Genomic DNA, 24,902 nt, shown 5'->3' on the forward strand with positions numbered 1-24,902 from the left:
TCAGCCTTTCTGCGCGGCGTTGATACGGTCGAGGGCGGCCTTGGTGGTGCGGTCGAGGATCACGGCCAGCAGCACGATGCCCAGCCCCGAGACGAGGCCCACGCCCAGTTCGAGGTTGTTGATGCCGCGCAGCACCAGCACGCCCAGACCCGGCGCCGAGACCAGCGAGGCGATCACGACCATGGCGAGGCTCATCATGATGGTCTGGTTCACGCCGGCCATGATGTTGGGCAGTGCCAGCGGGATCTGCACGCCGTAGAGCTTTTGCCGGTCGGTCATGCCGAAGGCCTCGGCCGCCTCGATGACGGATTCGTCGACCATCCGGATGCCGAGATCGGTCAGGCGGATCACCGGAACGATGGCGTAGAGGATGATGGCGATGCCGTAGAGCTTGGGCTCGGTCACCGAGAACAGGAAGATCAGCGGGATCAGGTAGACGAAGGGCGGCAGGGTCTGCAGCATGTCGAGGATCGGGATCGTCCCCGCCCGCAGCCGGTCGGAGCGGGACATGGCGATGCCGATGGGCACACCCAGCAAGACGCAGAGGAAGGCGCAGACCATGATGATCGCCAGCGTCTGCATCGCGTAGCTGTAATAGTCGATGAAGGCGAGCCCGCCGATGCTGAGCGCCACGAAGCCCAGGAGCTGCCAGGATTTCGAGACCATCCAGACCACGGCGAGGATCAGCGGAATGACGATCCACCACGGCGTGTTGAGGATGGCGTAGAGCGCCCCGTCCAGCATCCAGGACAGCGGCTGCGTGATCGGGTCGAGCACGACGCTGATCGAGTCCTTGACCGCGAGAAAGCCGTTCTCGAGCCCCAGCGTCACGTTGCGCGATTGCGGAAAGGCCGCGCAGGCCTCGTTCAGCGCATCCATCGAGGGAAAGGGCAGGTCCCAGAGCGAGGGTGCGGCCTCTTCCCCGGAGCTTTGCGCCATCAACGCATCCATCGACATCGGCGCGGCGCCATCGCCGCCGGCCTCGCACCAGTCCTCGAGCCCCAGGCCCTCGAACACGAAATCATAAGTCGCCATCTCTTCGTCCCCATCTTCACCCACGCCTGCCCGGATCCTCCGGGCACAAACGCGGACGGGGCCGATCACCGACCGGCCCCGTCCCAAATCTTGGTCGGATTACTGGCTCAGCAGTGCCGACAGGTTGTCGCGCGCGGCGTCGTTCAGCCAGCCGGCCCACTCGTCCTGGTAGTTGGTCAGGTAGTAGACGGCGGCCTCTTCGGCGGAGGCGTTGTTCTCGTCCTTCCAGGCCAGCACGCTGCTCATGTCAGACGTCTTGAACGTCATGTTCTGCAGCAGCGCGAAGACCTCGGGGTTGCTCTCCTGGAAGGTGGTGGTGGTCGCGGTCACGATCGGGGCCGCGGGGAAATCAGAGACGCCGGGATTGTCATTGTCGGCGTTCTGGTTGGCGTTGTGGATCTCCTCGTTCACTTCGCCGAGGTCGATCTTGGTCATGTCATACTTGCCCAGCGGCACGGTCGGACCCCAGTAATAGCCGAACCACGGCTCCTCGTTCAGCACCGCATCGGCCATCGAGGTGGCCAGCACCTGGCCCGAGCCCGAGTTGAACACCTCGATCCCGTTGCCCTCGAGGTCGAGCGCGGCGGAGAGGTTGTCGCTGACAACGCGGCAGCCCCAGCCTTCGGGGCAGTTGTAGAAGCGCCCGTCGACCAGTTCGGGATTGGCGAGGATGCCCTCGATCGTGGTCAGCTCGGGGTGTTCCTCGGCCAGATAGGTCGGGATCCACCAGCCTTCGACACCGCCGGGATCAAGCACCGGGGCGGCCTCGACGACCTTGCCGGCCTCTTTCAGCTGGGTGTAGGTGTCGCCGGTGGAGTTCAGCCAGAGCTCGGTCACGATGTCGGGCTCGCCATTTTCGGCCACCGAGGTGATCGCGGGGATCGTGTCCGAGGAGACGACGTTGACCTCGCAGCCATAGCCCTGCTGCATGAGAAACGAGGCGACGCTGGTGACGACCTGCGACGAGGCCCAGTTCATTTCCGTGATCGACACTTCGCCGCAGCCATCGGACTGGGCCTGCGCGGCCATGGGGGCTGCGACGGCGCCGGCGGCGAGCATGAGCGGTAGCTTTTTCATCGATCTGTCCTTTCTGTTGAACGTGCCAAATCCCGCCTTCCGCGGTGCGGAAGAGCGCAAGCGATGAGCGTTGCATCGGGAAAGTCGGGGCTTTCGATACAATGCCGACCTATGCGGCCAGCCTGTCAGAAAGCGCCGGGTGGCGACGATTTTTGGTCATTTGCCATGGCGGTGCAGTTAGCGCACCGACTCACGGATTTCAACCGTTCGTGAGAAAATTGATTGTGCAAGCACACACCCCGCAAGCCCGCCAGCGACAGGGATTCGACGATTTTCGACACATTTGACATGGTGGCGTCCCGGCCCGGAATCGCGCTGTTCGGGGCGCGATCTGCGCCACAAGGCGCGCTTGCCGGATGCGTTTGAGCCGCGCTTTGCCCGCGGCACGCTTCCGAGCCTCGATGCCCCGCGACGTGACAGCGACCGTTCAGGCCGTCACGAGGCAGATCATGTACTTGGCGCCCTGCCCCTTTGCCGTGACAAAGCGCACACCGGCATGCTGGCGATAGCGCAGCACGTCACCCGGGGCGAGGTCATGCGTCTCGCCATCCAGCTCGACCCGCATATAGCCCGACAGGATCACGAGGTGATGCTCCTGCCCCGCCACGGCCGGCGATTCCTGGATCACGGCCGTGCCGGGTGGCAGGCGGCATTCGACGATCTCGCCGGCCAGCGCGGCCGCGCCGGGCGAGACGGTGCGTCGCACATAGCCCGTGGCCTGGTCGCGCCAGACCGACTGCGTGTCCCGGCGAACATGGGCGGCAAAACCATCCTCGACGGTGAACAGAAGGCGCGACAGGCTCATGTCATGGGCCCCGGCGAGCTTGTCGAGGACATCGGCAGACGGGCTGACCTCGGCATTCTCGAGCCGCGACAGGGCGGCCCGGCTGACCCCGCTGGTCGCGGCAAGCTGGTCCAGCGTCCAACCCTTCGCGGCGCGCAGCTTCGACAGCCGGTCGGCCAGCCGAAGCGTCAGATCGCTTTTCATTTCTATCCCCCCGGGAAACTATCCCGTTCCTGAGACTAGACCGGGATTTTGCGGATTGGCAACAATTCCAGATCGCTAGGCCGCGGGTCTGCCCCGGAATCCTTGGGAAAAAACGCAGTGGTTCGGATTGCGAAACAGTTATCCCCAAGACAGACAGGGAAAATGCCGCAAAGAGGCGGCGCATCCGACCCTGTTCAAGCGCCGATTCTGCGGCCAAGGTCGGCCTAGCCCGGTCGCTCGTGCCGGACAGTCGGTCAGACCGGGCTGAAAGCGCAATTTCTGAAAAGAACGCTTGCGCGCGGTAGGGTGGTTGGATAAATCGCGCGCAGCGTGATGGTGAGGGGCCGCCGGTCCGGGTGACGTCACGCTGCAAGAGGAATGCCGCTGTAGCTCAGCTGGTAGAGCACGTCATTCGTAATGATGGGGTCGGGGGTTCGAGTCCCTTCAGCGGCACCATTCCTCTTCTTCTCCCGCAGATCTTGATCCGTGCGCAGGCTGAGGTGCCGCCGTTCTGGCGTGTCGGCCCAACAAAAAGGGCCGGCATGGGCCGGCCCCTCGCAGAACGTCTCAGGCCGCGGCGAGCGACTTCCTGGGGTCGTAGAAGGGACGTTCCACGATGCGGGCGGGACGCGGACCGGCCAGGGTGACGACCTCGACCTCTGCGCCGATGCCGGGCGCGTCGATATCGACCAGCGCAAGCGCGATGTTCTGGTCCAGCCGCGGCGAATGCACCGCCGAGGTCACCTTGCCGACCCGCGCGCCATTCACGAGGATCGGCCAGAAGGTGGTGTTGGGCCCGGTCAGCGGCGCGCCCTCGATCACCAGCCCCACCTGCTTGCGTGCAGGCCCTTCCGCGCGGATCCGCTGCAGTGCCGCCTTGCCGATGAAATCGGCCTCCATCTCGAGATCGACCAGCCGGTCGAGCCCCAGCTCGAACGGGTTGGTCTGCGCATCCATGTCGGCATGGTAGGAAAGCATGCCCCCCTCGATCCGGCGGATGGTCGAGGTATGGCCCGGCTTCAGCCCGAAGGGCGCGCCGGCGGCCATGATCGTCTCCCACAGCATGTTGCCGCTGGCGCTGTCGCGCAGGTAGATCTCGTAGCCCAGCTCGCTCGACCAGCCGGTGCGCGACACGACCAGCGGAATGCCGTCCAGCTCCATCTCGCGCAGCCAGAAATATCGCAGGTCGAGGATCTCGTCACCGAAGAGCGCCTGCATGATCGCGCGCGATTGCGGCCCCTGCAGCTGCAGCGGCGAGACATCGGGTTCGCGGATCGTCACGTCGAGCCCCGAATGCACCGCCAGCCCCTGCGCCCAGAGCAGTATGTCACTGTCGGCCAGCGACAGCCAGAAATGATCATCGCCCAGCCGCAGCGCAATCGGGTCGTTCAGGATGCCGCCCTCAGCATTGGTGATCAGCACGTATTTGCACTGGCCCACCGCCATGTTGGACAGGTTGCGCGGCGTCAGCATCTGGGTGAAGCGTGCGGCGTCGGGGCCGGTGATCTCGACCTGCCGCTCGACCGCCACGTCACACAGGATCGCGGCATTCACGAGGGTCCAGAAATTCTGCTCCGGGTCGCCGAAATCGCGCGGAATGTACATGTGGTTGTACACCGAGAAACCGGTGGCGCCCCAACGCAGCGTGGCGTCGAAATAGGGGGATTTGCGGATCTGCGTGCCAAAGCCGAAATCGGTCAGTTCGTTCATGTCAGGCCTCCTCCCAGGACCGCCGGCCGCGACCGCCGCGACCGGATCACGGGGCGGGCCGTTGCTCCTCTGCCCGCGCCCCCGATGGATCGGCAGCTAGCGGAGTTGCGAGGCCCGGACAGGGCCATGTGCGACATGGGGCGGAAGCAAACCGGCAGATCACGGTTGCGTGACCGGCCAAGCGGACCCGCCTTGACCCGGCGCGTCCCGTCAGCCTTGCGGGGCGCGCACGAAACAGGCGGCGGAGTGGCTGTCCGAGCGCGCGACCAGCGGCGGCCGGCTTTCGGCGCAGCGCGGCTCGGCCAGCGGGCAGCGGGTGCGGAAGGGACAGCCCGAGGGCGGGTCGATCGGGCTGGGCAGGTCGCCCTGCAGCAGCACCCGGTCCCGTCGCGCGCCCGGATCGGGGCGCGGAATGGCCGAGAGCAGCGCTTCGGTATAGGGGTGGACCGGGTCGCCGAAGACCTCTTCGGCCCGGCCGATCTCGACCACCATGCCCAGATACATAACCGCCACGCGGTCGGCGATGTGGCGCACCACGCTCAGGTCGTGGCTGATGAAGAGATAGCCCAGCGACAGCTCGCGCTGCAGCCGCATCAGCAGGTTCAGGATCTGGCTCTGGATCGAGACATCCAGCGCGCTGACCGGCTCGTCGCAGATCACGAGGCGCGGGTTCAGTGCCAGCGCGCGGGCGATCACCACCCGCTGCCGCTGCCCGCCCGACAGTGCGCCGGGGCGCCGGTCGCGCTGGTCGGGGTTAAGGCCCACCAGTTCCATCAGCTCGTCCACGCGTGGGCGGATCTGCGCCCGCGGGATTCCATGGATCTCCAACGGCTCGGCGATGGATTGCGCGATGCTGCGCCGCGGGTCGAGCGCCGAGACCGGGTCCTGGAAGACCACCTGCATGTCACGCCAGACGGCCTTGCGCTCGGCCCGCTCCAGCGTGGTCAGGTCGCGCCCGTCGAAGCGCACCCGCCCCTCGGTCACCGGGGCCAGCCCCAGCACGGCGTTGCCCAGGGTGGACTTGCCACAGCCGGACTCGCCGACCAGCGCCAGCGTCTCCTGCGCGTCGATCGACAGCGACACGCCGTCCACGGCCTTGACCAGGGCCTTTTCGCCGCCGAACCGGCCGGTGCGCACGGGGAAATGGACCTTGAGATCCTCGATCTGCAACAGCGCGGTCATGGCGTCTCCATCGGGTGGAAACAGGCGACACGGTGGTCATCGCCCTCCAGCGCCGGGCGGCTGCGGCAGGCCTCGGTCGCGCGGGGGCAGCGCGAGCGGAAGCGGCAGCCCTCGGGCCAGTCGCGCGGGGATGGCACGTTGCCGCGGATCACGAAGAGCTCTTCCTTGGGCGGGTCGTCCAGCCGCGGGATCGTGCGCAAGAGCATCGCGGTATAGGGATGGCGCGGCGCGGCAAAGAGCGGCCCGACCGGGGCCTGCTCGACCACGCGGCCGCCATACATGACGCAGACCCGGTCGGCCAGTTCTGCCACCACGCCCATGTCATGGGTGATGAGCAGCACCGCGGTGCCCGCTTCGGCGGCCAGTTCGCCCATCAGCGCAAGGATCTGCGCCTGGATCGTCACGTCGAGCGCGGTGGTCGGCTCGTCCGCGATCAGCAGCCGCGGGCGCGAGATCAGCGCGGCGGCGATCATCACGCGCTGGCACATGCCGCCCGACAGCTCGGCCGGCAATTGCCGCGCGCGGCGCTCGGGCTCGGGGATGCCGACACGGCGCAGCATCTCGACCGCTTCGCGCCCGGCCTCCTGCGGCGTGGCGCGGCCATGCGCGACAAGGCTCTCGGCCACCTGCGCGCCCACCGGCATCAGCGGGTTGAGCGAGGAGACCGGCTCCTGGAAGATCATCGCGAGGTCCTGCCCGCGCAGGCGCTGCAACCGCGCCGGGGTCAGCGGCGTGCCGTCCAGCCGGATCTGCCCGCCGGTCACCGATAGACCCTCGGTCAGCAGGCCCATGATCGACAGCGCGGTCAGCGACTTGCCCGAACCGCTCTCGCCCACCAGCGCCACGACCTCGCCGGGCCGGATGTCCAGGTCGACGCCGTCGACCAGCGACAGCGGGCCGGCCTGCACCGACAGATCCTCGACCGCCAGAAGGCTCATGCGGCCCCCTCGGGGATGGCCGCGGCCCAGGGGCTGGGCGGGTGCGCGGCGCCGATATTGGGCCCGGCCCCCTGCCCTGCCACGGCCAGCGAGGGCACGGCGAAGCGCACGGGATAGACCGCGTCCTCGGTGATCTGGACTGCGTGGCGCGCCGAGATCGCGGTGGCCACCGGTCCCTCGGCGCGCCGGTCGACCAGCACGGTGGGCGTGCTGGCATCGATACGCGGCGCATGCAGCGCCGCCCCGGGGGACAGCCCCAGGTCGATCATGTTGGTCAGCACCTGCAGGACGGCGGGAAAGATCTGCCGCCCACCCGCGGCGCCAAGCGCGATCTCGGGCCGACCGTTGCGCGTGGCGATCACCGGGCACATGTTGGCCAGCGGCCGGGCGCCCGGCGCGATGGAGTTGGGCTGGCCCGGGCGCGGGTCGAACCACATCATGCCATTGTTCAGCAGCAGCCCCAGCGAAGGCGCCACCACCTTGGCACCGAAGCGCGACAACAGCGTGTTGGTCAGCGCGACCATGTTGCCCTGCCGGTCCACGACCGACACATGGCTGGTACAGTCGCCGCCCGAAGCGGCATGGCCCATGGTGGTCAGCCGGTGCTCATAGGTGTCGCGGATGGCATCGGCATGGCGCGCGGCGCGCTCCGCCGCGTCCAGCGCGGCAAGGTCGGCCCGCCCCAGCCGGTCGAGGCAGGCCAAGAGGCTGGGCCCGCCCGACAGGCCCGGCACCGCGTGCACGACCCGGTCGCGATAGGCGGCCGAGTGCGCGCCCTGCCATTCCGGCGCATAGGCGGCCAGATCCGCGGCACTCACCGGCGCGCCCATGGCGGCCAGGTCCTGCGCGAGGTCGCGGGCGATCTGCCCCTCGTAGAAATCCCGCGCACCGTGTTCTGCCAGGCGCCGCAGCATCGCGGCCTTGACCGGCATGGGCAGCAGAGCCGCGCCCGGATCCTCGGGATCCGCGCGGCGGCTGGCCGGATCGAGGAAGAGCGCCGCGGCGGCCGGATCAGCCGAGAGGCCGGGCCGGTCGATGGCAAAGGCGAGGTCGGCGAACCAGTCGACGCGCATGCCGCGCTCGGCGATCTCGATCGCGGGCGCCAGCGCATCGGCCCAGGAAAGCGAGCCATGACGCGCCAGCGCCGCCTCCAGCCCCGGCACCGCGCCGGGCACGCAGATCGACCCCGGGCCGATCAGGTTGCGGTCGTCCTTGACGGCGGGCCAGTTGAACCAGTCGCCACCTTCACCGCCGGCCAGCGGGTAGGCCGCGGGATCGGCGCCCTGCCCGGCCACGAGGTTGAAGTCCAGCACGTCGACCGCGCCATCGGCCGCGCCATGCAGCAGGAAGCCGCCGCCGCCCAGCCCTGACAGCCAGGGCTCGACCACCGACAGGACACAGGCGGTGACCACGGCGGCATCCATGGCGGTACCACCCGCGGTCAGCACGCGCGCCCCGGCGCGCGCGGCCTCGGCGTTCTGGGCCACGACGATGCCGCCGGCGCTTTCGACCTGCGGCTTGGACAGGGTCCAGGTCTGACCCGGGGTCACGGTCGCTTTCATCGTCGCTGCCTTTCCGAGACGGCGCGGATCGGCGCGGTCTGCACCTCCATCCCCGCCTGCGTGTCGTGATGCGCCGCGATCTCGCCGCAGGGCGCGATCCAGACATCGCCGCGCTCGGCCAGCCCGCGCCACAGCTCTTCGAGCATGGCCACCCGCGCCGCGCGGCCCGAGATCCAGTCATGCACGGTCAGCATGAACAGCCCGCCATCGGCCACCTGTGCGGCGGCCTCGCTTTTCCAGGTCTCGCCGATCTCCAGATGCGAGCGCGGCGCGCGGTCGCCCGGGCCGAGGAACTTGAAGAATATCGCGTCGTCATTGTCCCAGCGCACCGGCACCTCGGTGACGCCGTCGATCCTGTAGGGCAGGTCATGGCCCATGAGCGAGCTGTCCCAGAGCCCCAGCCGCTTCAGCTCGGCCAGCATGTGGGGCGTCATCTCCCAGGCGGGCGAGCGGAAGCCGGCCGGGCGCTGGCCGGTCTGCGCCTCGAACAGCGCGATGGCCCGTTCCAGCGCCTCGGTGAATTGCGCGTCGGTGATGTCGGCGACGATCTCGTGGAAATAACCGTGCAGCGCGATCTCGTGGCCGCGCGCCACCAGCCCGGGCAGCAGGTCGGGGTTTTCCTCGGCCACGACACCGGGCACGAAGAAGCTGCCGCGCAGGCCCAGCCGGTCCAGCATGTCGACCATGCGGGCCAGCCCGCGGCGCATCCCGTATTGCCGGTGCTCGACCGCGGCCAGCCGGTTCGACACGCCCTCGCGGGTCTGCCACAGGTAGGGCGACAGCGCGTCCACATCGACGCTGAAACAGGCCGCGGCGCGCTTGCCCTCGGGCCAGAGATAGTCAGGAGCTTCCCAGATCATAGCGGGTGCTTCTTGTCCTGGTAGACATCCATCACCCCGGCCGAGTTGCCGCCATCCACTGCCAGTGAGGTGCCGGTGACGTTCTTGGCCGCCGAGGAGGCGAGGTACAGCGCCGCCTGCCCGATATCCTCGGGCATGGTCTGCGCCCCCAGCGGGATGTTGTTCGTCACGCGGTCGATATGCTCCTGGCTGAGCTGCGACACGGCGCTGCCCGGGGCAAAGCCCGGCTCGAGGCAGTTCACGCGGATGCCGAACTCGGCCAGTTCCAGCGCGAAGCCCTTGGACATGCGGTCGAGCGCGGTCTTCGAGGTGCAGTAGGTCACCGCCGTGCGCCGCATCTTGCGCGCCGCGCCGGACGAGATGTTGATGAAATTGCCCTTCACGCCCTTGTCGATCATCTGCAGCGCAAAGCCGCGCATCAGCACCACAGGCGCGCGCACGTTGAGATCCATGATCCGGTCCCAGTCGCTGACCTCCATGTCGAGCAGGAAGGCCGAGGGGTAGAGCGCGGCATTGTTGATCACCACGTCCGGCGCGCCCCATTCCTCGGCCACCGCCGACAGCAGCGTGTCCAGCCCGTGATCGGTGGTCAGGTCGGCGGCCACGGCAAAGCCGCCCAGACCGTCGGTCAGCATGTCCGAGGCGCAGATCTCGGCCCCCGCGGCGGCGAACTGGTCGACCAGCGCGCGGCCCATCACCCCGGCGGCGCCGGTGATGACCACGCGCTTGCCCTTGAACTCATCTCCGAAATCCATTCAGCGTCCCTTTCCGATCACGTCGCCCATCCGGTCGCCCAGCATGTTGGCGGACAGGACAAGCAGAAACAGGGCCAGGCCGGGGAAGGTGGCGATCCACCAGGCCGTGGCGATATAGTTGCGCCCCACCGAGAGCATCGCGCCCCAGCTGGCCATGGGCGGCTGCACGCCCAGCCCGAGGAAGGACAGCCCCGCCTCGAACAGGACCATCAGGCCGAATTCCAGCGTGGCCACCACCAGCAGCGGGCCGGCGATATTGGGCAGGATGTGCTGCCACAGCACGCGCGGCGTGCCCGCCCCCATGGCGCGCGACAGCCGCACGAAGGGGCGGTCGGCAATGGCCAGCGTCTGGCCATAGGCAACGCGCGCATAGCGCGGCCAGCGGGTCAGCGCGAGCACGAGGATCACGTTGACGAAGCCCGGGCCCAGCACGGCCACGGTGATGATCGCCAGCAGGATGGCGGGGATCGACAGGAAGATGTCGACCAGCCGCATCAGCACCGTCTCGACCCAGCCGCGCAGGTAACCCGCCAGCATGCCCACCGCGACACCCACCGCGCCCGACAGCAGCACCGACAGCACCGCGACCGAGATCGAGACCCGCGCGCCGTGGATCACCCGCGACAGCACGTCGCGGCCCAGCTCGTCAGAGCCCAGCCAGTAGGTCGCGCCGCGCGTCTCGAAACCCGGGTCCTTGAGCCGGGCCAGGAGGTTCTGCCGGTCGGGATCCATCGGCGCCAGCCAGGGCGCGAAGATCGCCGCCAGCACCAGCAGCCCCAGCAGCCAGGCCGGCCACCAGCTCAACGCCCGGGCCGAGCGCGCGCGCAGCGAGACGGCCGCGCTCATGCCTTGCCCGTCAGGCGCACGCGCGGATCGACCACGGTGTAGAGGATGTCGGCGGCCAGGTTGGCCGCGATGGTCACGAAGGCGCCCAGCAGCACCACCGCCTGCACCACCATGAAGTCGCGCGACGCGATGCTCTGCACGGTCAGCAGGCCCAGCCCCGGCCAGGCGAAAACCGTCTCGACGATGACGGCGCCGGCCAGCAGCTGCGACAGCTCGAGCGCAGTGATCGAGATCACCGGGATCGAGGAGTTGCGCAGCAGGTGGCGCCGCACCAGCCGCCCGGTGGTCACGCCGCGCGCGCGGGCCGAGCGGACATAGTCCTTGCCCAGCTCGTCGATCACCGCGCTGCGCATGATCCGCGCATAGGTGGCCAGCGACAGAAGCCCCAGCGCGATGGACGGCATCACCAGATGCGCCAGCGTGCCCGTGCCAGACGGTGGCAGCCATTTCAGCCAGACGCCGAAGACGAGGATCATCATGATGCCGCTCCAGAAGGTCGGCAGCGACTGGAAGGCCAGCACCAGCCCCATGATCGCGCGCGAGATCGCGCGCCCGCGCGTCAGCGCCATGATCAGCCCCAGCGGCAGCCCGATCAGCAGCGCCACGACCAGCGCACCGGCGGCCAGTTGCAGGGTCTGGGGAATGCGGCTGAGCAGGATGTCCCAGACCTGCGCGTTCTGGACAAAGCTGCGGCCCAGGTCGAGGCGCAGCATGTCGAAGAGGAATTCCACGTATTGCACGCCCAGCGGGCGGTCGAGGCCAAGCGACACGCGCATGGCCTCGATATCCTGCTCGGTCGCGGTCTCGGGCACCAGCAGCAGCACGGGGTCACCGGTCAGGCGCTGGATGAAGAAGACCAGCGTGACCACCCCGAACACCGCCACCAGCGCCTGTCCGCCCCGTTGCAGCAGGAAGCGCAGCATTTACTCGGACCAGCTCATGCGGTTGAGGAACATGCTCTCGTTCGCGGTCGGCTCGAATTCCAGCTCGGCCCGCGCGCCGTACAGCACCGCCGCCTGGTAGATCGGCCGCACGAGATAATCGTCACGCACGATCTGGTGCACCTTCTCGTAGGCCGCGAGGCGCACATTCTCGTCCAGCGAGGTGCGGGCCTCTTCCAGCAGCGCGTCCAGCTCGGCATTGCTCACCCGGCTCCACGAGCTGCCCGAATGCAGCAGCGGATAGGCGATCCCGTCGGCATCCTGGCAGGCGCAGGACCAGCGGCCGAAATTCAGCTCGGGGCGCTCGGCCCGGTCGGGCGCGCGCGCGGCCGCAAGGTAGGTCGGCATGTCGGTCATGCTGATCGAGATGTTGAAGCCCACGTCGTTCAGCATCTGCTGCAGCGCCTGCACCACGCGCTGGTCGAAGACCGGGGCGGTGGCGAAGGTGGCCGGGGTCGCGGCCATCTCGGATTTGGACGCGACGATCTCGGCCGCCTGTTCGGGATCGTATTCGAAGGGCGCGATATCGGGGGCATAGCCGAAATGCGCCGGGCTCGACAGCTGGGCCATGGGCACCTCGCCCGCGCCCAGCAGGCCCTCGGCGATGGCGACCGAGTCGATGGCGAGGCTGGCGGCGCGGCGCAACTCGGGATCGCTGAAGGGCGGCTTGTCGAGGTTCATGCCCATGAAGGCCACCCGCTCGGTCGGCGTCGAGAGCGCCTTGACCGCCGGGTTGCCCGCCAGCTGCATCGCTCCGTCGCTGTCCAGCCCGACCACCAGATCGGCGGTGCCGGCCTGCAGGTTGGCGATGCGTGTCGCGGCATCGGGCACGGCGCGGAACACGGCATTGTCGAAGGGCCCGTCCTCGCCCCAGTAGCTGTCATTCTTCGCCAGCGTCACCGAGACGCCGCGATTCCAGTCCTCGAAGCTGTAGGGGCCCGAGCCCACCGGCGCCTCGTTGAACGCGTCCTTGCCGACCTCCTCGACGATGTGCTGCGGCACAACGGACAGCTTGACCAGCTGCGCCAGCAGCGCGGGGTACGGCCCCTTGGTGGTCAGCTTGACCTTGTTGCCCTCCATCACCTCGGCCATCTCGATCTGGTTGAACTGGCCCAGCTGCGGCGAGCCGAATTCGGGGTCGATGATGCGGTTGACCGAAAACGCCACGTCCTCGGCGGTCAGCGGCTCGCCGTCATGGAAGGTCACGCCGTCGCGGATGGTCAGCACCAGCTCGGTCTCGCTGGCATAGTTCCATTCGGTCGCGATCTGCGGCACGATGGCGCCGTCATTGTCGCGCGTCACCACGTTGTCGAAGATGTTGCGATAGACGTAGTAGCTGTCCGGGTTCCACTGCATGTGGGGGTCGAGCGACGAGGGCTCTCCGGTCAGGTCGATGGTCACGTCCCGCGCGAAGGCGGGCAAGGCGAGCACCGTGATGGCGACGCCGGTCAGCAGTCCGGTCAAGGGTCTCATGTGGATCTCCTGTTGCTGGCAGCTTGTCCGGCCCGTTCGCTCAGCCCGCTGCCGGGGCCAAGCGCCGTCTGGCTTTTCAGCATCTGGCGCAGGAAGAAGGTCTCCTGCGCGTCGATCAGCGCGGCCCGGGCCGCGCGCACGCCGTCTGCATCCCGCGCCTCCAGCGCCCGGACGAGGGCAAAGACATCGTCCCGGCGGAACATGTGGCCCGCCTGCGCGTCTTCAAGGTAACGCGTGATGCGCGCCGAATGGTGCCACAGCCGGCGCAGATGCCGCGCCGTGAACGGGTCGATGGCCGAGAGCAGCAAGCTGTCGATCTCGTCCACGAAATGCCGGAAGGCCACGCGCGCCCCGGTCTGGGGCTGGTGCTGCACCGCCGCGAGGATCTGGCCCGTGCGCCGCACCTCGTGCAGTTGCGCCTCGTCCAGGCGCGCTTCCGCCAAGGCCGCGGGCTCGACCAGCCGGCGAGCCGAGAGCACCTCGCCCACCAGCGCGCCGGTCACCTCGAGCACCTGCCAGCCCATGCGCGCCAGCGGCTGTGCCCACCCGTCATAGCCCAGCCGCGTCAGCGCGGCGCGCGCCGCGGCGCGGGTCAGGCCGAACCGGTCCATCACGTCGGATTCGGTGATCGTCTCGCCCGGCAGGATCTCGCACCACAGGACGGCATCCAGCAGCCGGTCCTCGGCAAAGCGGGCCTTGGCGTCGGGCTGCGGCAACCCGGCGGCCGGGCTGCCACTGCGCAAGAGGGGAGAGGCGGGATCGTACATCGGGGCTCACCTTTCTGGTAAGATGTGACAGCACGTGTCGTGACATGTCAATAAACCCTTTCTGGCATCCACCGCACGAAAGCGCGAGTGCCGAATGTCGCGTCGGCACCGCGCCGCCGGCTCATTCGTAGCCCGTCATCTCCAGGTAGCCGCGCCCGTCATGGCTTCCGGTGACCTCGACCGGCCCTTCCCAGTAGGGAATCGCAAGGTCCATCCAGGCCTGCGCATTCATCGCCGCGACGGTCACGTCGACGTCGCGCGCCGGCAGCTGCACCCGCCAGCGTACCGGCACGTCGCGCCCGGCGACTTGCGCCTCGTCCAGCGGCGCGGCCGAGAAGGCGCCGTCGGGATAGGCGGTGGTCGTTCCGTCCGGCGCGATCCAGGTGGCCGAGGTGTAGAAACTGCCATCGGTCTGGCGCAGCCGGAACCCCATCAGCTTGTCGCCCCCCGAGAAGGAGAGCGAGAACCAGTCCCAGCCAGACTGCGCCCGGGACAGTGGCTGCGAGGACCATTCCCGGTCCAGCCAGGCCTGCCCTCTGACCGCGACCGACCCCTCCGGCAGGTCCAGACTTCCCGAGATCTCGTAGAAGGGCTGCGAGTAGTAATAGCTCGCCTGCCCCTCGGCCGACTTGACCGAGAAGCCGTCGGCACCGTGAAAGACCAGCGGGCCCTGCGCCTCGAGCGCCATGTCATAGGCAAAATCCGGCGCGGACGCGCGCAGCGTCAGAGTGTCGAAATCCGGGCCCTGCAAGGCCCATTCGTCGATCCAAGCGCGGAAGGGTGCGGCCTGCACGCCGGCCTGCCCGATCCCGCCGCGCGCGAACCGCTCGGTCGCGAAATGACGCTCGGGCGTGGTGACGGCGGCATGGGCGAACCAGACCTGCGGCGAAGTCCAGCCCGCCGCCTCGCCCGGAGCCAGCGCGGTGCGGAACAGCGTCCACTGCAGCCCGTAGTCGCGACCATCGGCGTCCTGCAGGTTCGCGGTCAGGTACCACCATTCGATCCGGTAGTCGGGATGGGCCCCGTGATCGGCGGGAAAGTCGAAGACCGGGTCGGGGGCGGGCATGGCAAAGCCCTCGCTTTCCGCCCCGAGCCCGGCAAAGCCCTGCGCCTGCGCGACCACGGGCAGCAGGCAGGCCAGGAGAAACGCCTTAACGTTCATGGGAAAACACCTTGAGAAGCTGCCCGGCGGGCGTGCGCATCAGCCGGAAGGCAGGCCAAGCCGCCGCGACCAGCGCGGCGAGTGCGGCGTAAAGGCCGAGCCGCGCGTAATCCACCGGGAAGAGGAACATGGGCAGCTGCCAGCCGAAGGCCGCCACGTTGACGATGCTCAAGAGCACCCAGGCCAGCGCCAGCCCCAGCGGCAGCGCGCAGAGAAAGACGCAGAGCGCCAGCACCACGGCGCGGGCCAGCTCCAACCAGCCCAGCCGGCGGCGCGTCAGCCCCAGCGCCCAGACCGGGGCCAGCTGCGGCACACGCATGTCGGCCAGGGTCAGCAGGCTCATCAGGATGGCGAATCCGGCCACGCCCAGCGTCAGCACGTTAAGCGCGCCGGTCACGAGGAAGGTCCGCTCGAACACGTCGAGCGAGGCGCGCTTGATCACCGCCTGGTCGGTCATGGCGCTTTGCGGCACGCCCAGCTCTGCCTCGATGGCCCGGCGCAGCGCGTCCGGATCCTGCGTGCGCACGCCGAAGCGGAGCGGCCGCACCTCGGGGTAGAGCGTGGCAAAGAAGGGCTCGGACAGCACGACCTGCCCGCGCGGATTGCCGTAGTCGCCCACCACGCCCGCGATGGGCCGGCTGACCCCGGGCGCCAGCGTGACGCGATCGCCCACCCACAGATCGGCGCGCCGGGCCAGCTGTTCATTGACCACCACAGCCTCGCCTGCGGCCACCGCGTCCCACGGCGCGTCACCGGCATCAAGGAAGGCCCAGCTGTCGCGATAGGTCGGCCCGACCCGCACGCCGAAGACCTGCGCCGGCAGCCCGGCAACCTCTTCGGCCACGGAATAGAGAGGCAGCACCTCAAGCCCCTGCCCGCGCAGGTAGGCGTCCAGCGCGGCGCCCTGCGCGGCGGTGTCGACCTCGACATAAAGCTCGGGCGCCAGCCGCTGGTCGAGGAAGGAGACGAAGGTCAGCCGGAAGCTCGACACCATGGTCGAGACCCCGATATTTGCCGAGACCGCCAGCAGCAGCGCCATCAGCGCAAGGCTCAGCCCAGACAGCTGCTGGCGCGTGTCGGCCCAGAACCAGGACAGGATCGGGCCGTGACTGCGCGCTTCGATCAGCGCCAACACGCGCGACAGGACCACCGGCAGGGCCAGCGCGGCGCCGATCAGCAGGCAGGCCAAGAGCGCGAACCCGGCGACCAGCCCCTCGGCCACCAGCCCCAGGATCGCGGCCGCCACCAGCAGGACCAGCGCGGCCAGCGCCTGCCCGCGCAGCCCCGCCGCGCCGGACATGGCCCAGGCGCGCGGCCGCGCGCTGGCCAGGATCGGCATCCGCGCGATCTGCCAGAGGCTGCGCGACAGCGCGGCGGCGGTGCCGATCAGCGCCAGCGCCATGCCCGACAGCCACCATTCCGGGCGCAGCGCCAGCGTGCCCGAGACCTGCGCGCCATAAAGCCCGCGCAGCGTGGCCGCCACGTCCGGCAGCAGGACCGAGGCCAGCGCGTAGCCCAGCACGATGCCGAGCGCGCCGCCCAGCAGCGCCAGCGCCAGCATCTCGGCACAGGTCACGCCGATCACCACGCGCAGCGGCACCCCCAGCGCACGCATGGTCCGCACAACGCCGCGGCGCTGCTCGAAGGCCAGCCCGATCGTGCTGTGCACGATGAAGAGCCCCACCGCGAAGGATAGGAAGCCGAAGGCGGTCAGGTTCAGGTGGAAACTGTCGGTCAGCTGCGCGATGTCGGCGGTTTGCTGCGAGGCGCGCAGGCGCAGCTCCGGGGCGACCTTCTCCAGCGGCGGCCGGCCGATGGGCTGTTCGGGCAGGACCAGCAGCCGTGACAGGCCGTCCCGGTCGAGCAGGCCCAGCACCACGCCGATATCACCCACCGCCACGCCCGGCGCGACGCCGCGCGTCACGGTGACCGGGGCCAGCCCCTCAAGCCGCCGGGCGGTGTCCGCCGTGCCGAACAGCCCCTTGGCCGCGCCCGTGTCGCCCGGGGCCAGCGCAGCCGTCGCCTCCAGCCCGCCGAAGCCCGCCGGCGCTGTCACCGGATCGAACCCGATCACGCGCACATCGCCCAGCCGCCCCTCGACGATCGGGGTCACACGCCAGCCGGCCCGGCGCAGCGAGACATAGGTCTCGACCGGCAGCGCGTCGCCCTGCCGCGGCACCAGCTGGTCATAGCGCCCCTCGCCCAGCGTCGCAGCGGCCGCGTCATAGCTGGCCCGCGCCTCGCCATTGATCGCCTGCACCCCCGACCACAGCGCCGTGGCCAGTGCCAGCCCGGCCAGCAGCGCGAAAAGCTGCAGCAGGTTGCGCCGCCAATGCGACAGCAGCGCGGCAAGGCTGACCCGGATCACGACAGCTGTCCCGCCGACAGGTGCAGCTGCCGGTCCATGCCGGCGGCCACCTTGGACGAATGGGTGACCACCATCAGCCCCGCCCCGGTGCGCGCGACCAGCGACAGCATCTCGGTCATCACCTTGTCGGCGGTCGCCTCGTCGAGATTGCCGGTGGGCTCGTCCGCCAAGAGCAGCCGCGGCTGCGCGGCCAGCGCCCGCGCGATGGCAACCCGCTGCTGCTGCCCGCCCGACAGCGCCTCGGGATACTTGTCGAGCTGCCCCTCCAGCCCCAGCGCCTGCACGATGGTGTCGACCAGCCCGGCATCGAACCGGCCCGCCAGCCGGGCATGGAACCCCACATTCGCCCCCACGGTCAGCGAGGGGATCAGGTTGAACTGCTGGAAGACCAGCGCGATGTCGCGGCGGCGCATCTCGGCCCGCGCGCGGTCGTCGCAGTCCTCGAGCGCGCGGCCCAGCACCCGGACCGAGCCGCCCTCTGCCGCCTCGAGCCCGGCGGCGATGTGCAGAAGCGTGCTCTTGCCGCTGCCGGATTCGCCGGTCAGCGCCAGCGTCCGCCGCTCGGCCAGCGCAAAGCTCACGTCGCGCAGCACGGGCACCCGGCCCTCGCCGTCGGAAAAGGATTTCTGCACCCCGTCGAATTCAAGCAGCATCTGGCCGGTCTCCTTTGCTGCCGACATATCGCGCGAGGCCCGGATTGACAGCCGCTTGCACGCAAAACCGGGGCCAAGCTGGACTCCCCCGTCCCGATCCGCCATCCCTGCGCCAACAGCACGGAGATGATCATGCGCGACAGTTCCGACGACCTCGTCCACGACCCCAAGGGCGGCATGCCCCGCCTGATCGAGATCATGCGCCGCCTGCGCGATCCACAAACCGGCTGTCCCTGGGACCTGGAACAGGATTTCGGCACCATCGCGCCCTACACGATCGAGGAGGCCTACGAGGTGGCCGACGCGATCGAGCGCAAGGCCTGGGACGAGCTGAAGGGCGAGCTGGGCGACCTGCTTTTTCAGTCGGTCTTTCACGCGCAGATGGCGGCCGAACGCGGGCTGTTCACCTTCGACGAGGTGGCCGACACCATGTCGGACAAGATGGTCGCCCGCCACCCGCATGTCTTCGGCGACCAGTCGCGCAACAAGTCCGCCGAGCAGCAGACCCGCGACTGGGAGGCGATCAAGGCGGAGGAACGCGCCGCCAAGGCCGAGACGGGCGTGCTGGACGGCGTGGCGCTCGGCCTGCCGGCGCTTTTGCGCGCGGTCAAGCTGCAGAACCGCGCCGCACGGGTCGGCTTCGACTGGCCAAGCACCGACGAGGTCATGGACAAGCTGGCCGAAGAGATGGACGAGCTGCGCCAGAGCCCCGATGCCAATGCCCGGTTCGAGGAGTTCGGCGACCTGCTCTTCGTGATGGCCAACCTCGCGCGACACCTCAAGATCGACCCCGAAGCCGCTCTGCGCGCTGCGAATTCCAAGTTCACCCGCCGCTTTGGGCATATCGAGCAGGCGCTGGCCGAACAGGGCCGCCGCCCCGAGGACAGCAACCTGGCCGAGATGGACGCGCTCTGGGACGCGGCGAAGGCGAAAGAAAAAGCCAAATAAAATACTCAGCTATTGACCTGAGTATTTTTCTTGGATTTAAGCACCCGCGGAAACAAACCGCAGGAGGACATCCATGTTCGCACGCATGACCACCGCGCTCACCGCGCTGGCCGTGGCCGCCCCGGCTTCAGCCGACGAGGTCAATCTCTACTCCTACCGCCAGCCCGAGCTGATCGCGCCGCTGACCGACGCCTTCACCGAGGAGACCGGGATCGAGGTCAATGTCTCCTTCCTCGACAAGGGCATGGTGGAACGGCTGAAGGCCGAAGGCGCCCGCTCGCCCGCCGACCTGATCTTCACCGTCGACATCTCGCGGCTCGCCTCGGCGGTCGAGGCCGGTGTGACCCAGCCGGTGGAAAGCGACGCGCTGCGTGAGAACGTGCCCGCCCAGTACCATGATCCCGACGGCCATTGGTGGGGCCTGACCACCCGCGCCCGCATCGTCTATGCCTCCAAGGACCGCGTCGACCCGTCCGAGATCACCACCTACGAGGATCTCGCCGATCCCAAGTGGGAGGGCCGGATCTGCACCCGCTCGGGCACCCATGTCTACACGCTGGCCTTGGTCGCCGCGATGATCCACCACCACGGCGAGGAAGAGGCCAAGGCCTGGCTGGAAGGCGTGAAGTCCAACCTCGCACGCAAGCCGCAGGGCAATGACCGCGCGCAGGTCAAGGCGATCTGGGCCGGCGAATGCGACATCAGCCTCGGCAACACCTATTACATGGGCAAGATGCTGGAGGACGAGGAACAGCAGGAATGGGCCAATGCGGTGGACATCGTGTTCCCGACCTTCGAGAACGGCGGCACCCATGTGAACATCTCGGGCGTGGCCATGACCGCCTCGGCCCCGAACAAGGAAAACGCCATGAAGATGATGGAATTCCTTGTCTCGCCCGAAGCCCAGGAAATCTACGCCGCAGCCAATTACGAGTACCCGATCGCGCCGGGCACCGAGGCGATCGACCTCGTGCAGAGCTGGGGCGATTACACGGCTGACGACGTCAACCTGATGACCCTGGCAAGCTACCGCGCCGACGCGCTGCGCCTGGTCGAAGAGGTGGATTTCGACGGCTGAGCCCTGACGGAACACACGGTCGGCGCGCGCCCGCGTGCCGGCCGCTTCAACCATCCCCCCGCGTCGCGCATCGGCACGGTCAGGGAGTGTCGAGTATTTTTGGAAAGATGAAAGACGCGAGGGTTCTCCTGCCCTTTCATCTTTCTCCAAATACTCACTTGCAACGGCTCCAACCCGCGCTCCGTCTGATCAATGTCTTTCGGGACGGCGAGCGGGGCCCACGCCGGACTGTCTCACAGGAACTCGGCAGTCTCTTCGGGCTGCGGGCGTGCGACATCCAGCGCCTGTTCGAGCGTGAAGGTCTTGCGCATCAAGGCGCGCCCGACGATGGCACCCGCGATATTCGGCACGTAGCGCAGGCGCGAGAAGTCATCGAGCGTGTCGACAAGGCCGCTGGCGAACACGAGGTGGCGGGTCTGCGCCGCCAGCCCGGTGATCACGCCGAGATGTTTCTCGACCCCGGCGGCATCGGCATCGTGATCGGTCACGATCACACCGGCGAGGGGCGCCTGGGCAAAGCTTTCGAGCACGGCGCTGGGGTCGAGCACGGTATCCATCTGGCGGCCAATCGGGGCCAGCCAGCCGTCGCGGATGTCGAAGTTCAGCAGCACCATGTCAGGTCGGTACTTCGCCAGCGCGCGTACCATGTCGGGGGCGGTCACGGCGAGGCTGCCCACGACAACTTGCGCCGCACCTTGCGCGATCCAGAACTCGGCGCGCTCGCGGGCGCGGATGCCGCCGGCGACTTGCACCGGGACACCGACCGCGCGGATGATCTCGGTGATCAGAGCGTCATTGTCGTGGCGCCCCTGCATGGCGTCGAGGTCGGTCACCTGCAACCGGGTCGCGCCGGCCGCGACGAAGCCGCGCGCCGTGGCCACCGGATCCACGTGCCACAAGGTGGGCGCGTCGAAATCCCCGCCGCGCAGCGTGACGCAGCGCCCGTTCAGCAACTCGATTGTCGGAATGACCTGCATGACACCCTCCCCGGCACAAGCTTGGGAGCAGTGTAGCATGGTCGGGGCTGTTTCGCGCAGTACAGGCGCGACGCATGGCGCGCCATACGCGGCCTTCTGATACGCAGGACGGCGCCCTTGACGGGCGCCGTCGGGGGCCGGGCCGGTCCCGGGCCTTTAGGCTTACTGGGCGTCGGAGATGAACTTGACCGCGTCGCCGAAGGTCTGGATGGTCTCGGCAGCGTCGTCCGGGATCTCGATGCCGAATTCTTCCTCGAAGGCCATGACCAGTTCCACGGTGTCGAGGCTGTCCGCGCCGAGATCGTCGATGAACGAGGCGCTCTCGGTCACCTTGTCCTCGTCGACGCTCAGGTGCTCGACCACAATCTTCTTCACGCGATCTGCGATGTCGCTCATGTTCTCGTCCTCACATAGTACAAGCGGGCCTGTTGCCCGATTCGCCCTGCCCCTTGGCGTGGCATCTGTTGCCCTTGCGGGCGGCTCGATCTCCCGGCAGAACCGGGCCATGGCCGGTCCGCCACCCCGCGTCCGTCCAAATCTGGAGGCGCCTATAGCACAGGCAACCGGGATGGCAAACGCTTTCCCACGCCGCTCTGCAGCAGGGCGCCGAAACCCTTCAAAGCATGGCCATGCCGCCATTTACATGCAGCACCGTGCCGGTCACGTAGGCCGCCTCGGGGCTGGACAGGTAGAGCACCGCGGCGCCGATTTCGGCGGGCGTGCCCATGCGGCCGGTCGGGATCTGGCCGAGGATCCCGGCCTTCTGGTCGTCGGTCAGCTTCTCGGTCATGGCGGTCTCGATGAAGCCCGGCGCCACGGCGTTCACGGTGATGCCGCGGCTGGCAACCTCGTAGGCCAGCGATTTCGACATGCCGACCATGCCGGCCTTGGCGGCGGCATAGTTGCCCTGCCCGGGATTGCCGGTCGCGCCGACCACCGAGGAGATATTCACGATCCGCCCCCAGCGGGCCTTCATCATGCCGCGCAGCACGCCCTTGCACAGGCGGAACGTGGCCGAGAGATTGACGTCCAGCACCGACTGCCATTCCTCGTCCGACATGCGCATGAAGAGGTTGTCGCGGGTGATCCCGGCATTGTTGACCAGGATATCGACGCTGCCGAGCGCCTCGGCCGCCTGCTTGGGCAGTGCGGTCACCGCCTCGGCATCGGAGAGGTTGCAGGGCAGCACGTGGGCGCGGTCGCCCAGTTCCTCGGCCAGGGCCGCCAGGGGCGCCTCGCGGGTGCCCGACAGCCCCACCGTGGCACCCGCCCCGTGCAGGGCATGGGCAATGGCCCCGCCGATGCCGCCCGAGGCGCCGGTGATCAGGGCCGATTTTCCCGTCAGGTCGAACATTCTCGTCTTCCTTGTCGCTGGCGCAAATTCCATGGATGGAACTTGCAAATTTCTTGCAAGAAATTTGGGCGCGGCTCAGCCGTTCAGGCTGTCCACCGCGCCGGTCACGTCGGCCGGGGCGCCGATATTGCGCACGGTGGCCGGCTTGTGGATGCGGCGCACCATGCCCGACAGGGCCTTGCCGGCGCCGATTTCCCAGAAGCTGTCCACGTCCTGTGCGGCCATCCAGGCCACGGATTCCCGCCAGCGCACCGCGCCGCAGATCTGCTCGACCAGCAGGGCGCGGATCGTGTCGGGATCGCTGACCGCCTCGGCGCGCACATTGGCGACCACCGGCACGGCGGGCGCGGCGATGGTGACCCGGGCCAGCTCCTCTTCCATGGCGTCGGCGGCCGGGGCCATCAGCGCGCAGTGGAACGGTGCGCTGACCGGCAGCAGCATGGCCCGCTTGGCCCCGGCCGCCTTGGCCAGTGCCACCGCACGTTCCACCGCCGCCTTGTGCCCCGAGATCACCACCTGGGCCGGATCGTTGTCATTGGCCGCGGCGCAGATCTGGCCCTGCGCGGCGTCGGCGGCGACCTGGCGCACCGCGTCCAGGTCGAGACCCAGCACGGCGGCCATGGCGCCCTCGCCCACCGGCACCGCCGCCTGCATGGCCCGGCCGCGCGCGCGCAGGAGCCGTGCCGCATCGGCGAGGCTGAGGCTGCCCGCGGCGGTCAGCGCGGAATACTCGCCCAGGCTGTGCCCGGCGACAAAGGCCGCATCGGTCACCTTGACCCCCTCGGCCTCGAGCGCGCGCAGCGCCGCGATCGAGGTGGCCATCAGCGCGGGCTGGGCGTTCTCGGTCAGGGTCAGCGTCTCGGCCTCGCCCTCCCAGATCAGCGTCGACAGTTTCTCGCCAAGCGCTTCGTCCACCTCGTCGAACACCGCGCGGGCGGCGGGGTAGGCTTCGGCCAGGTCACGTCCCATGCCGATGGTCTGGGCGCCCTGCCCCGGGAAGATGAATGCGCGGCTCATGTCTGGCCTCCTCGCCTCTGCACCGTGTCGTTGCCGCACAGCCCTACAAGGCCCGGCCGGCGCGCGCAACGGTCTGGCCGCGCCTCAGCCTGCGCGCCGCGCGCGGCCCCGCGGTCTGCGCGACAGCGACACGCAACACAGACCCGCCATCATCATGAAGAGCGACACGCCCAGCTTGACCAGCGCGAGGCCCGGACCCCCTTGGGCGTCGCCCACCAGCCAGATGCCGAGCGCCGAAAGCATCAGCCCGCCCCCCAGCACGGCCAGTCCCAGCCGCAGCACCGCCCGCGCGGTGATGTCGTCCCCGGCCATGCCCGTGCCCGTGATCGCGATCTCGCCTGTGCTCATATCATGTGCCCTCCGCCTGTCCTGTCCCGCAGGCTCGCGCGCGAAGGCGACGGAAATGCGGCGGCTTCCGGGCGATGCGGTGCCCGCCCGGCGGGCATGCCGCGCGGCCTTGCGTCGGCGCGAGATCCGTGTATACCGCGCGGACCTTCCGCGGAAATATGCAATCGCGCAGTCTCTCGTGGGCCGGGGCGGAAGGCCCGAGACCCGACCCTTTGAAATGCGCCGTGACACAAATGGAGTTCGCATGCCGCTTTACGAGCATGTTTTCATCTCGCGTCAGGACCTGTCCAACGCGCAGGCCGAGGGCCTGGTCGAGCACTTCACTGCCGTTCTCACCGACAATGGCGGCAAGCTGGTCGACAGCGAGTACTGGGGCGTCAAGACCATGGCGTTCAAGATCAACAAGAACCGCAAGGGCCACTATGCCTTCCTGCGCACCGACGCGCCCGCCTCGGCCGTGCAGGAGATGGAACGCCTGATGCGCCTGCATGACGACGTGATGCGCGTTCTGACCATCAAGGTCGATGCGCACGAGGAAGGCCCCTCGATCCAGATGCAGAAGAAAGACGAGCGCGACGGCCGCCGCGAGCGCCGGTCGCGCGACTGATCCCGAAGACAGAGGAGTTAAACCATGGCTGCAAAACCGTTTTTCCGCCGCCGCAAGGTCTGCCCCTTCTCGGGAGACAATGCCCCCAAGATCGACTACAAGGACACCCGCCTGCTGCAGCGCTACGTATCCGAGCGCGGCAAGATCGTGCCCTCGCGCATCACCGCCGTGTCCTCCAAGAAGCAGCGTGAACTGGCCCGTGCGATCAAGCGCGCCCGTTTCCTCGCCCTGCTGCCCTATGCCGTGAAGTAAGGAG

The 24,902-nt window shown here is 68.6% G+C and carries 25 protein-coding genes and 1 tRNA gene; 5 read left to right on the top strand and 21 right to left on the bottom strand.

Annotated elements, in window-relative coordinates; translation table 11 throughout:
* The 3 genes from AVJ23_RS04240 to AVJ23_RS04250 all read right to left on the bottom strand — a co-directional run bounded on the left by AVJ23_RS04240 (position 1) and on the right by AVJ23_RS04250 (position 3,100).
* Complete coding sequence (locus AVJ23_RS04240) at positions 1-1,035, bottom strand: ABC transporter permease (protein WP_058861254.1); 1,035 nt, start codon at positions 1,033-1,035, stop codon at positions 1-3.
* A 99-nt stretch (positions 1,036-1,134) separates the two neighbouring features.
* Complete coding sequence (locus AVJ23_RS04245) at positions 1,135-2,112, bottom strand: ABC transporter substrate-binding protein (RefSeq protein ID WP_058860917.1); 978 nt, start codon at positions 2,110-2,112, stop codon at positions 1,135-1,137.
* A 427-nt stretch (positions 2,113-2,539) separates the two neighbouring features.
* Positions 2,540-3,100: a helix-turn-helix domain-containing protein gene (locus AVJ23_RS04250; protein ID WP_058860918.1), complete on the bottom strand. Its 561-nt coding sequence runs from the start codon at positions 3,098-3,100 to the stop codon at positions 2,540-2,542.
* A gap of 380 nt (positions 3,101-3,480) precedes the next feature.
* On the opposite strand from AVJ23_RS04250, the gene AVJ23_RS04255 reads away from it, so the two are divergent.
* Positions 3,481-3,556 (top strand) — tRNA-Thr (locus tag AVJ23_RS04255).
* Positions 3,557-3,667: 111 nt separating this feature from the next.
* Here AVJ23_RS04255 and AVJ23_RS04260 read toward each other — a convergent pair.
* From AVJ23_RS04260 to AVJ23_RS04320, 13 genes are all read right to left on the bottom strand, one after another.
* Entirely contained in the window at positions 3,668-4,810 is a 1,143-nt protein-coding gene (locus tag AVJ23_RS04260) for a glycine cleavage T C-terminal barrel domain-containing protein (RefSeq protein ID WP_058860919.1), read from the bottom strand.
* Positions 4,811-5,020: 210 nt separating this feature from the next.
* Complete coding sequence (locus AVJ23_RS04265) at positions 5,021-5,992, bottom strand: ABC transporter ATP-binding protein (RefSeq protein ID WP_058860920.1); 972 nt, start codon at positions 5,990-5,992, stop codon at positions 5,021-5,023.
* The gene (locus tag AVJ23_RS04270) at positions 5,989-6,930 is read right to left on the bottom strand and encodes an ABC transporter ATP-binding protein (protein ID WP_058860921.1); all 942 of its coding nucleotides are present in this window, start codon (positions 6,928-6,930) and stop codon (positions 5,989-5,991) included. Before AVJ23_RS04270 ends, AVJ23_RS04265 begins: the two co-directional genes overlap by 4 nt.
* Positions 6,927-8,492 carry a gamma-glutamyltransferase gene (locus tag AVJ23_RS04275; protein WP_058860922.1) on the bottom strand — a complete coding sequence of 522 codons (1,566 nt, stop codon included), beginning with the start codon at positions 8,490-8,492 and terminating at the stop codon, positions 6,927-6,929. Before AVJ23_RS04275 ends, AVJ23_RS04270 begins: the two co-directional genes overlap by 4 nt.
* The gene (locus tag AVJ23_RS04280; RefSeq protein ID WP_058860923.1) at positions 8,489-9,352 is read right to left on the bottom strand and encodes a polysaccharide deacetylase family protein; all 864 of its coding nucleotides are present in this window, start codon (positions 9,350-9,352) and stop codon (positions 8,489-8,491) included. The genes AVJ23_RS04275 and AVJ23_RS04280 overlap by 4 nt, the downstream gene beginning before the upstream one ends.
* Positions 9,349-10,107 carry an SDR family NAD(P)-dependent oxidoreductase gene (locus AVJ23_RS04285; RefSeq protein WP_058860924.1) on the bottom strand — a complete coding sequence of 253 codons (759 nt, stop codon included), beginning with the start codon at positions 10,105-10,107 and terminating at the stop codon, positions 9,349-9,351. Before AVJ23_RS04285 ends, AVJ23_RS04280 begins: the two co-directional genes overlap by 4 nt.
* Positions 10,108-10,953 (bottom strand): ABC transporter permease, encoded by an 846-nt coding sequence (locus AVJ23_RS04290; RefSeq protein WP_084794288.1) that lies wholly within the window; start codon positions 10,951-10,953, stop codon positions 10,108-10,110. It lies immediately after the preceding gene.
* The gene (locus AVJ23_RS04295; protein WP_058860925.1) at positions 10,950-11,876 is read right to left on the bottom strand and encodes an ABC transporter permease; all 927 of its coding nucleotides are present in this window, start codon (positions 11,874-11,876) and stop codon (positions 10,950-10,952) included. The genes AVJ23_RS04290 and AVJ23_RS04295 overlap by 4 nt, the downstream gene beginning before the upstream one ends.
* Positions 11,877-13,367, bottom strand: coding sequence for an ABC transporter substrate-binding protein (locus AVJ23_RS04300; RefSeq protein WP_058860926.1), 1,491 nt, complete (start codon positions 13,365-13,367; stop codon positions 11,877-11,879). It lies immediately after the preceding gene.
* Complete coding sequence (locus AVJ23_RS23470) at positions 13,364-14,134, bottom strand: GntR family transcriptional regulator (protein ID WP_058860927.1); 771 nt, start codon at positions 14,132-14,134, stop codon at positions 13,364-13,366. Before AVJ23_RS23470 ends, AVJ23_RS04300 begins: the two co-directional genes overlap by 4 nt.
* 121 nt (positions 14,135-14,255) lie before the next feature.
* Positions 14,256-15,296: a lipocalin-like domain-containing protein gene (locus AVJ23_RS04310; RefSeq protein WP_058860928.1), complete on the bottom strand. Its 1,041-nt coding sequence runs from the start codon at positions 15,294-15,296 to the stop codon at positions 14,256-14,258.
* On the bottom strand, positions 15,286-17,664 hold the full coding sequence (locus AVJ23_RS04315) for an FtsX-like permease family protein (RefSeq protein WP_058860929.1): 2,379 nt from the start codon (positions 17,662-17,664) through the stop codon (positions 15,286-15,288). The genes AVJ23_RS04310 and AVJ23_RS04315 overlap by 11 nt, the downstream gene beginning before the upstream one ends.
* On the bottom strand, positions 17,661-18,317 hold the full coding sequence (locus AVJ23_RS04320; protein ID WP_058860930.1) for an ABC transporter ATP-binding protein: 657 nt from the start codon (positions 18,315-18,317) through the stop codon (positions 17,661-17,663). The genes AVJ23_RS04315 and AVJ23_RS04320 overlap by 4 nt, the downstream gene beginning before the upstream one ends.
* A 132-nt stretch (positions 18,318-18,449) precedes the next feature.
* Here AVJ23_RS04320 and mazG point away from each other — a divergent pair, with 132 nt between their 5' ends.
* Together mazG and AVJ23_RS04330 are read left to right on the top strand one after the other, a co-directional pair.
* Positions 18,450-19,265 carry a nucleoside triphosphate pyrophosphohydrolase gene (gene mazG, locus AVJ23_RS04325; RefSeq protein WP_058861256.1) on the top strand — a complete coding sequence of 272 codons (816 nt, stop codon included), beginning with the start codon at positions 18,450-18,452 and terminating at the stop codon, positions 19,263-19,265.
* A 73-nt stretch (positions 19,266-19,338) separates the two neighbouring features.
* Positions 19,339-20,343, top strand: a complete 1,005-nt coding sequence (locus AVJ23_RS04330; RefSeq protein ID WP_058860931.1) for a Fe(3+) ABC transporter substrate-binding protein — start codon at positions 19,339-19,341, stop codon at positions 20,341-20,343.
* Positions 20,344-20,576: 233 nt separating this feature from the next.
* Here AVJ23_RS04330 and AVJ23_RS04335 read toward each other — a convergent pair whose 3' ends face one another.
* The 5 genes from AVJ23_RS04335 to AVJ23_RS04355 all read right to left on the bottom strand — a co-directional run bounded on the left by AVJ23_RS04335 (position 20,577) and on the right by AVJ23_RS04355 (position 24,039).
* Positions 20,577-21,320: a 1-(5-phosphoribosyl)-5-[(5-phosphoribosylamino)methylideneamino]imidazole-4-carboxamide isomerase gene (locus tag AVJ23_RS04335; protein ID WP_058860932.1), complete on the bottom strand. Its 744-nt coding sequence runs from the start codon at positions 21,318-21,320 to the stop codon at positions 20,577-20,579.
* A 162-nt stretch (positions 21,321-21,482) separates the two neighbouring features.
* A complete protein-coding gene (locus AVJ23_RS04340; protein WP_058860933.1) occupies positions 21,483-21,716 on the bottom strand; it encodes an acyl carrier protein in 234 nt (77 codons plus the stop codon).
* A gap of 220 nt (positions 21,717-21,936) precedes the next feature.
* Entirely contained in the window at positions 21,937-22,674 is a 738-nt protein-coding gene (gene fabG, locus AVJ23_RS04345) for a 3-oxoacyl-[acyl-carrier-protein] reductase (RefSeq protein ID WP_058860934.1), read from the bottom strand.
* 75 nt (positions 22,675-22,749) lie between these two features.
* Complete coding sequence (fabD, locus tag AVJ23_RS04350) at positions 22,750-23,691, bottom strand: ACP S-malonyltransferase (protein ID WP_058860935.1); 942 nt, start codon at positions 23,689-23,691, stop codon at positions 22,750-22,752.
* 84 nt (positions 23,692-23,775) lie between these two features.
* A complete protein-coding gene (locus AVJ23_RS04355) occupies positions 23,776-24,039 on the bottom strand; it encodes a hypothetical protein (protein ID WP_058860936.1) in 264 nt (87 codons plus the stop codon).
* A gap of 244 nt (positions 24,040-24,283) precedes the next feature.
* Here AVJ23_RS04355 and rpsF point away from each other — a divergent pair, with 244 nt between their 5' ends.
* The gene (rpsF, locus tag AVJ23_RS04360) at positions 24,284-24,646 is read left to right on the top strand and encodes a 30S ribosomal protein S6 (protein ID WP_058860937.1); all 363 of its coding nucleotides are present in this window, start codon (positions 24,284-24,286) and stop codon (positions 24,644-24,646) included.
* A 24-nt stretch (positions 24,647-24,670) separates the two neighbouring features.
* Positions 24,671-24,898, top strand: a complete 228-nt coding sequence (rpsR, locus tag AVJ23_RS04365) for a 30S ribosomal protein S18 (protein ID WP_058860938.1) — start codon at positions 24,671-24,673, stop codon at positions 24,896-24,898.
* The last annotated feature ends 4 nt before the right edge of the window (positions 24,899-24,902 follow it).

Source organism: Pseudoponticoccus marisrubri (genome assembly GCF_001482405.1).
Taxonomy (GTDB): Bacteria; Pseudomonadota; Alphaproteobacteria; order Rhodobacterales; family Rhodobacteraceae; genus Pseudoponticoccus; species Pseudoponticoccus marisrubri.

Coding starts and splice junctions, on each gene's coding strand:
- AVJ23_RS04240 (WP_058861254.1), bottom strand. CDS start 1,035: ATGGCGACTTATGATTTCGTGTTCGAGGGCCTGGGGCTCGAGGACTGG.
- AVJ23_RS04245 (WP_058860917.1), bottom strand. CDS start 2,112: ATGAAAAAGCTACCGCTCATGCTCGCCGCCGGCGCCGTCGCAGCCCCC.
- AVJ23_RS04250 (WP_058860918.1), bottom strand. CDS start 3,100: ATGAAAAGCGATCTGACGCTTCGGCTGGCCGACCGGCTGTCGAAGCTG.
- AVJ23_RS04260 (WP_058860919.1), bottom strand. CDS start 4,810: ATGAACGAACTGACCGATTTCGGCTTTGGCACGCAGATCCGCAAATCC.
- AVJ23_RS04265 (WP_058860920.1), bottom strand. CDS start 5,992: ATGACCGCGCTGTTGCAGATCGAGGATCTCAAGGTCCATTTCCCCGTG.
- AVJ23_RS04270 (WP_058860921.1), bottom strand. CDS start 6,930: ATGAGCCTTCTGGCGGTCGAGGATCTGTCGGTGCAGGCCGGCCCGCTG.
- AVJ23_RS04275 (WP_058860922.1), bottom strand. CDS start 8,492: ATGAAAGCGACCGTGACCCCGGGTCAGACCTGGACCCTGTCCAAGCCG.
- AVJ23_RS04280 (WP_058860923.1), bottom strand. CDS start 9,352: ATGATCTGGGAAGCTCCTGACTATCTCTGGCCCGAGGGCAAGCGCGCC.
- AVJ23_RS04285 (WP_058860924.1), bottom strand. CDS start 10,107: ATGGATTTCGGAGATGAGTTCAAGGGCAAGCGCGTGGTCATCACCGGC.
- AVJ23_RS04290 (WP_084794288.1), bottom strand. CDS start 10,953: ATGAGCGCGGCCGTCTCGCTGCGCGCGCGCTCGGCCCGGGCGTTGAGC.
- AVJ23_RS04295 (WP_058860925.1), bottom strand. CDS start 11,876: ATGCTGCGCTTCCTGCTGCAACGGGGCGGACAGGCGCTGGTGGCGGTG.
- AVJ23_RS04300 (WP_058860926.1), bottom strand. CDS start 13,367: ATGAGACCCTTGACCGGACTGCTGACCGGCGTCGCCATCACGGTGCTC.
- AVJ23_RS23470 (WP_058860927.1), bottom strand. CDS start 14,134: ATGTACGATCCCGCCTCTCCCCTCTTGCGCAGTGGCAGCCCGGCCGCC.
- AVJ23_RS04310 (WP_058860928.1), bottom strand. CDS start 15,296: ATGAACGTTAAGGCGTTTCTCCTGGCCTGCCTGCTGCCCGTGGTCGCG.
- AVJ23_RS04320 (WP_058860930.1), bottom strand. CDS start 18,317: ATGCTGCTTGAATTCGACGGGGTGCAGAAATCCTTTTCCGACGGCGAG.
- mazG (WP_058861256.1), top strand. CDS start 18,450: ATGCGCGACAGTTCCGACGACCTCGTCCACGACCCCAAGGGCGGCATG.
- AVJ23_RS04330 (WP_058860931.1), top strand. CDS start 19,339: ATGTTCGCACGCATGACCACCGCGCTCACCGCGCTGGCCGTGGCCGCC.
- AVJ23_RS04335 (WP_058860932.1), bottom strand. CDS start 21,320: ATGCAGGTCATTCCGACAATCGAGTTGCTGAACGGGCGCTGCGTCACG.
- AVJ23_RS04340 (WP_058860933.1), bottom strand. CDS start 21,716: ATGAGCGACATCGCAGATCGCGTGAAGAAGATTGTGGTCGAGCACCTG.
- fabG (WP_058860934.1), bottom strand. CDS start 22,674: ATGTTCGACCTGACGGGAAAATCGGCCCTGATCACCGGCGCCTCGGGC.
- fabD (WP_058860935.1), bottom strand. CDS start 23,691: ATGAGCCGCGCATTCATCTTCCCGGGGCAGGGCGCCCAGACCATCGGC.
- AVJ23_RS04355 (WP_058860936.1), bottom strand. CDS start 24,039: ATGAGCACAGGCGAGATCGCGATCACGGGCACGGGCATGGCCGGGGAC.
- rpsF (WP_058860937.1), top strand. CDS start 24,284: ATGCCGCTTTACGAGCATGTTTTCATCTCGCGTCAGGACCTGTCCAAC.
- rpsR (WP_058860938.1), top strand. CDS start 24,671: ATGGCTGCAAAACCGTTTTTCCGCCGCCGCAAGGTCTGCCCCTTCTCG.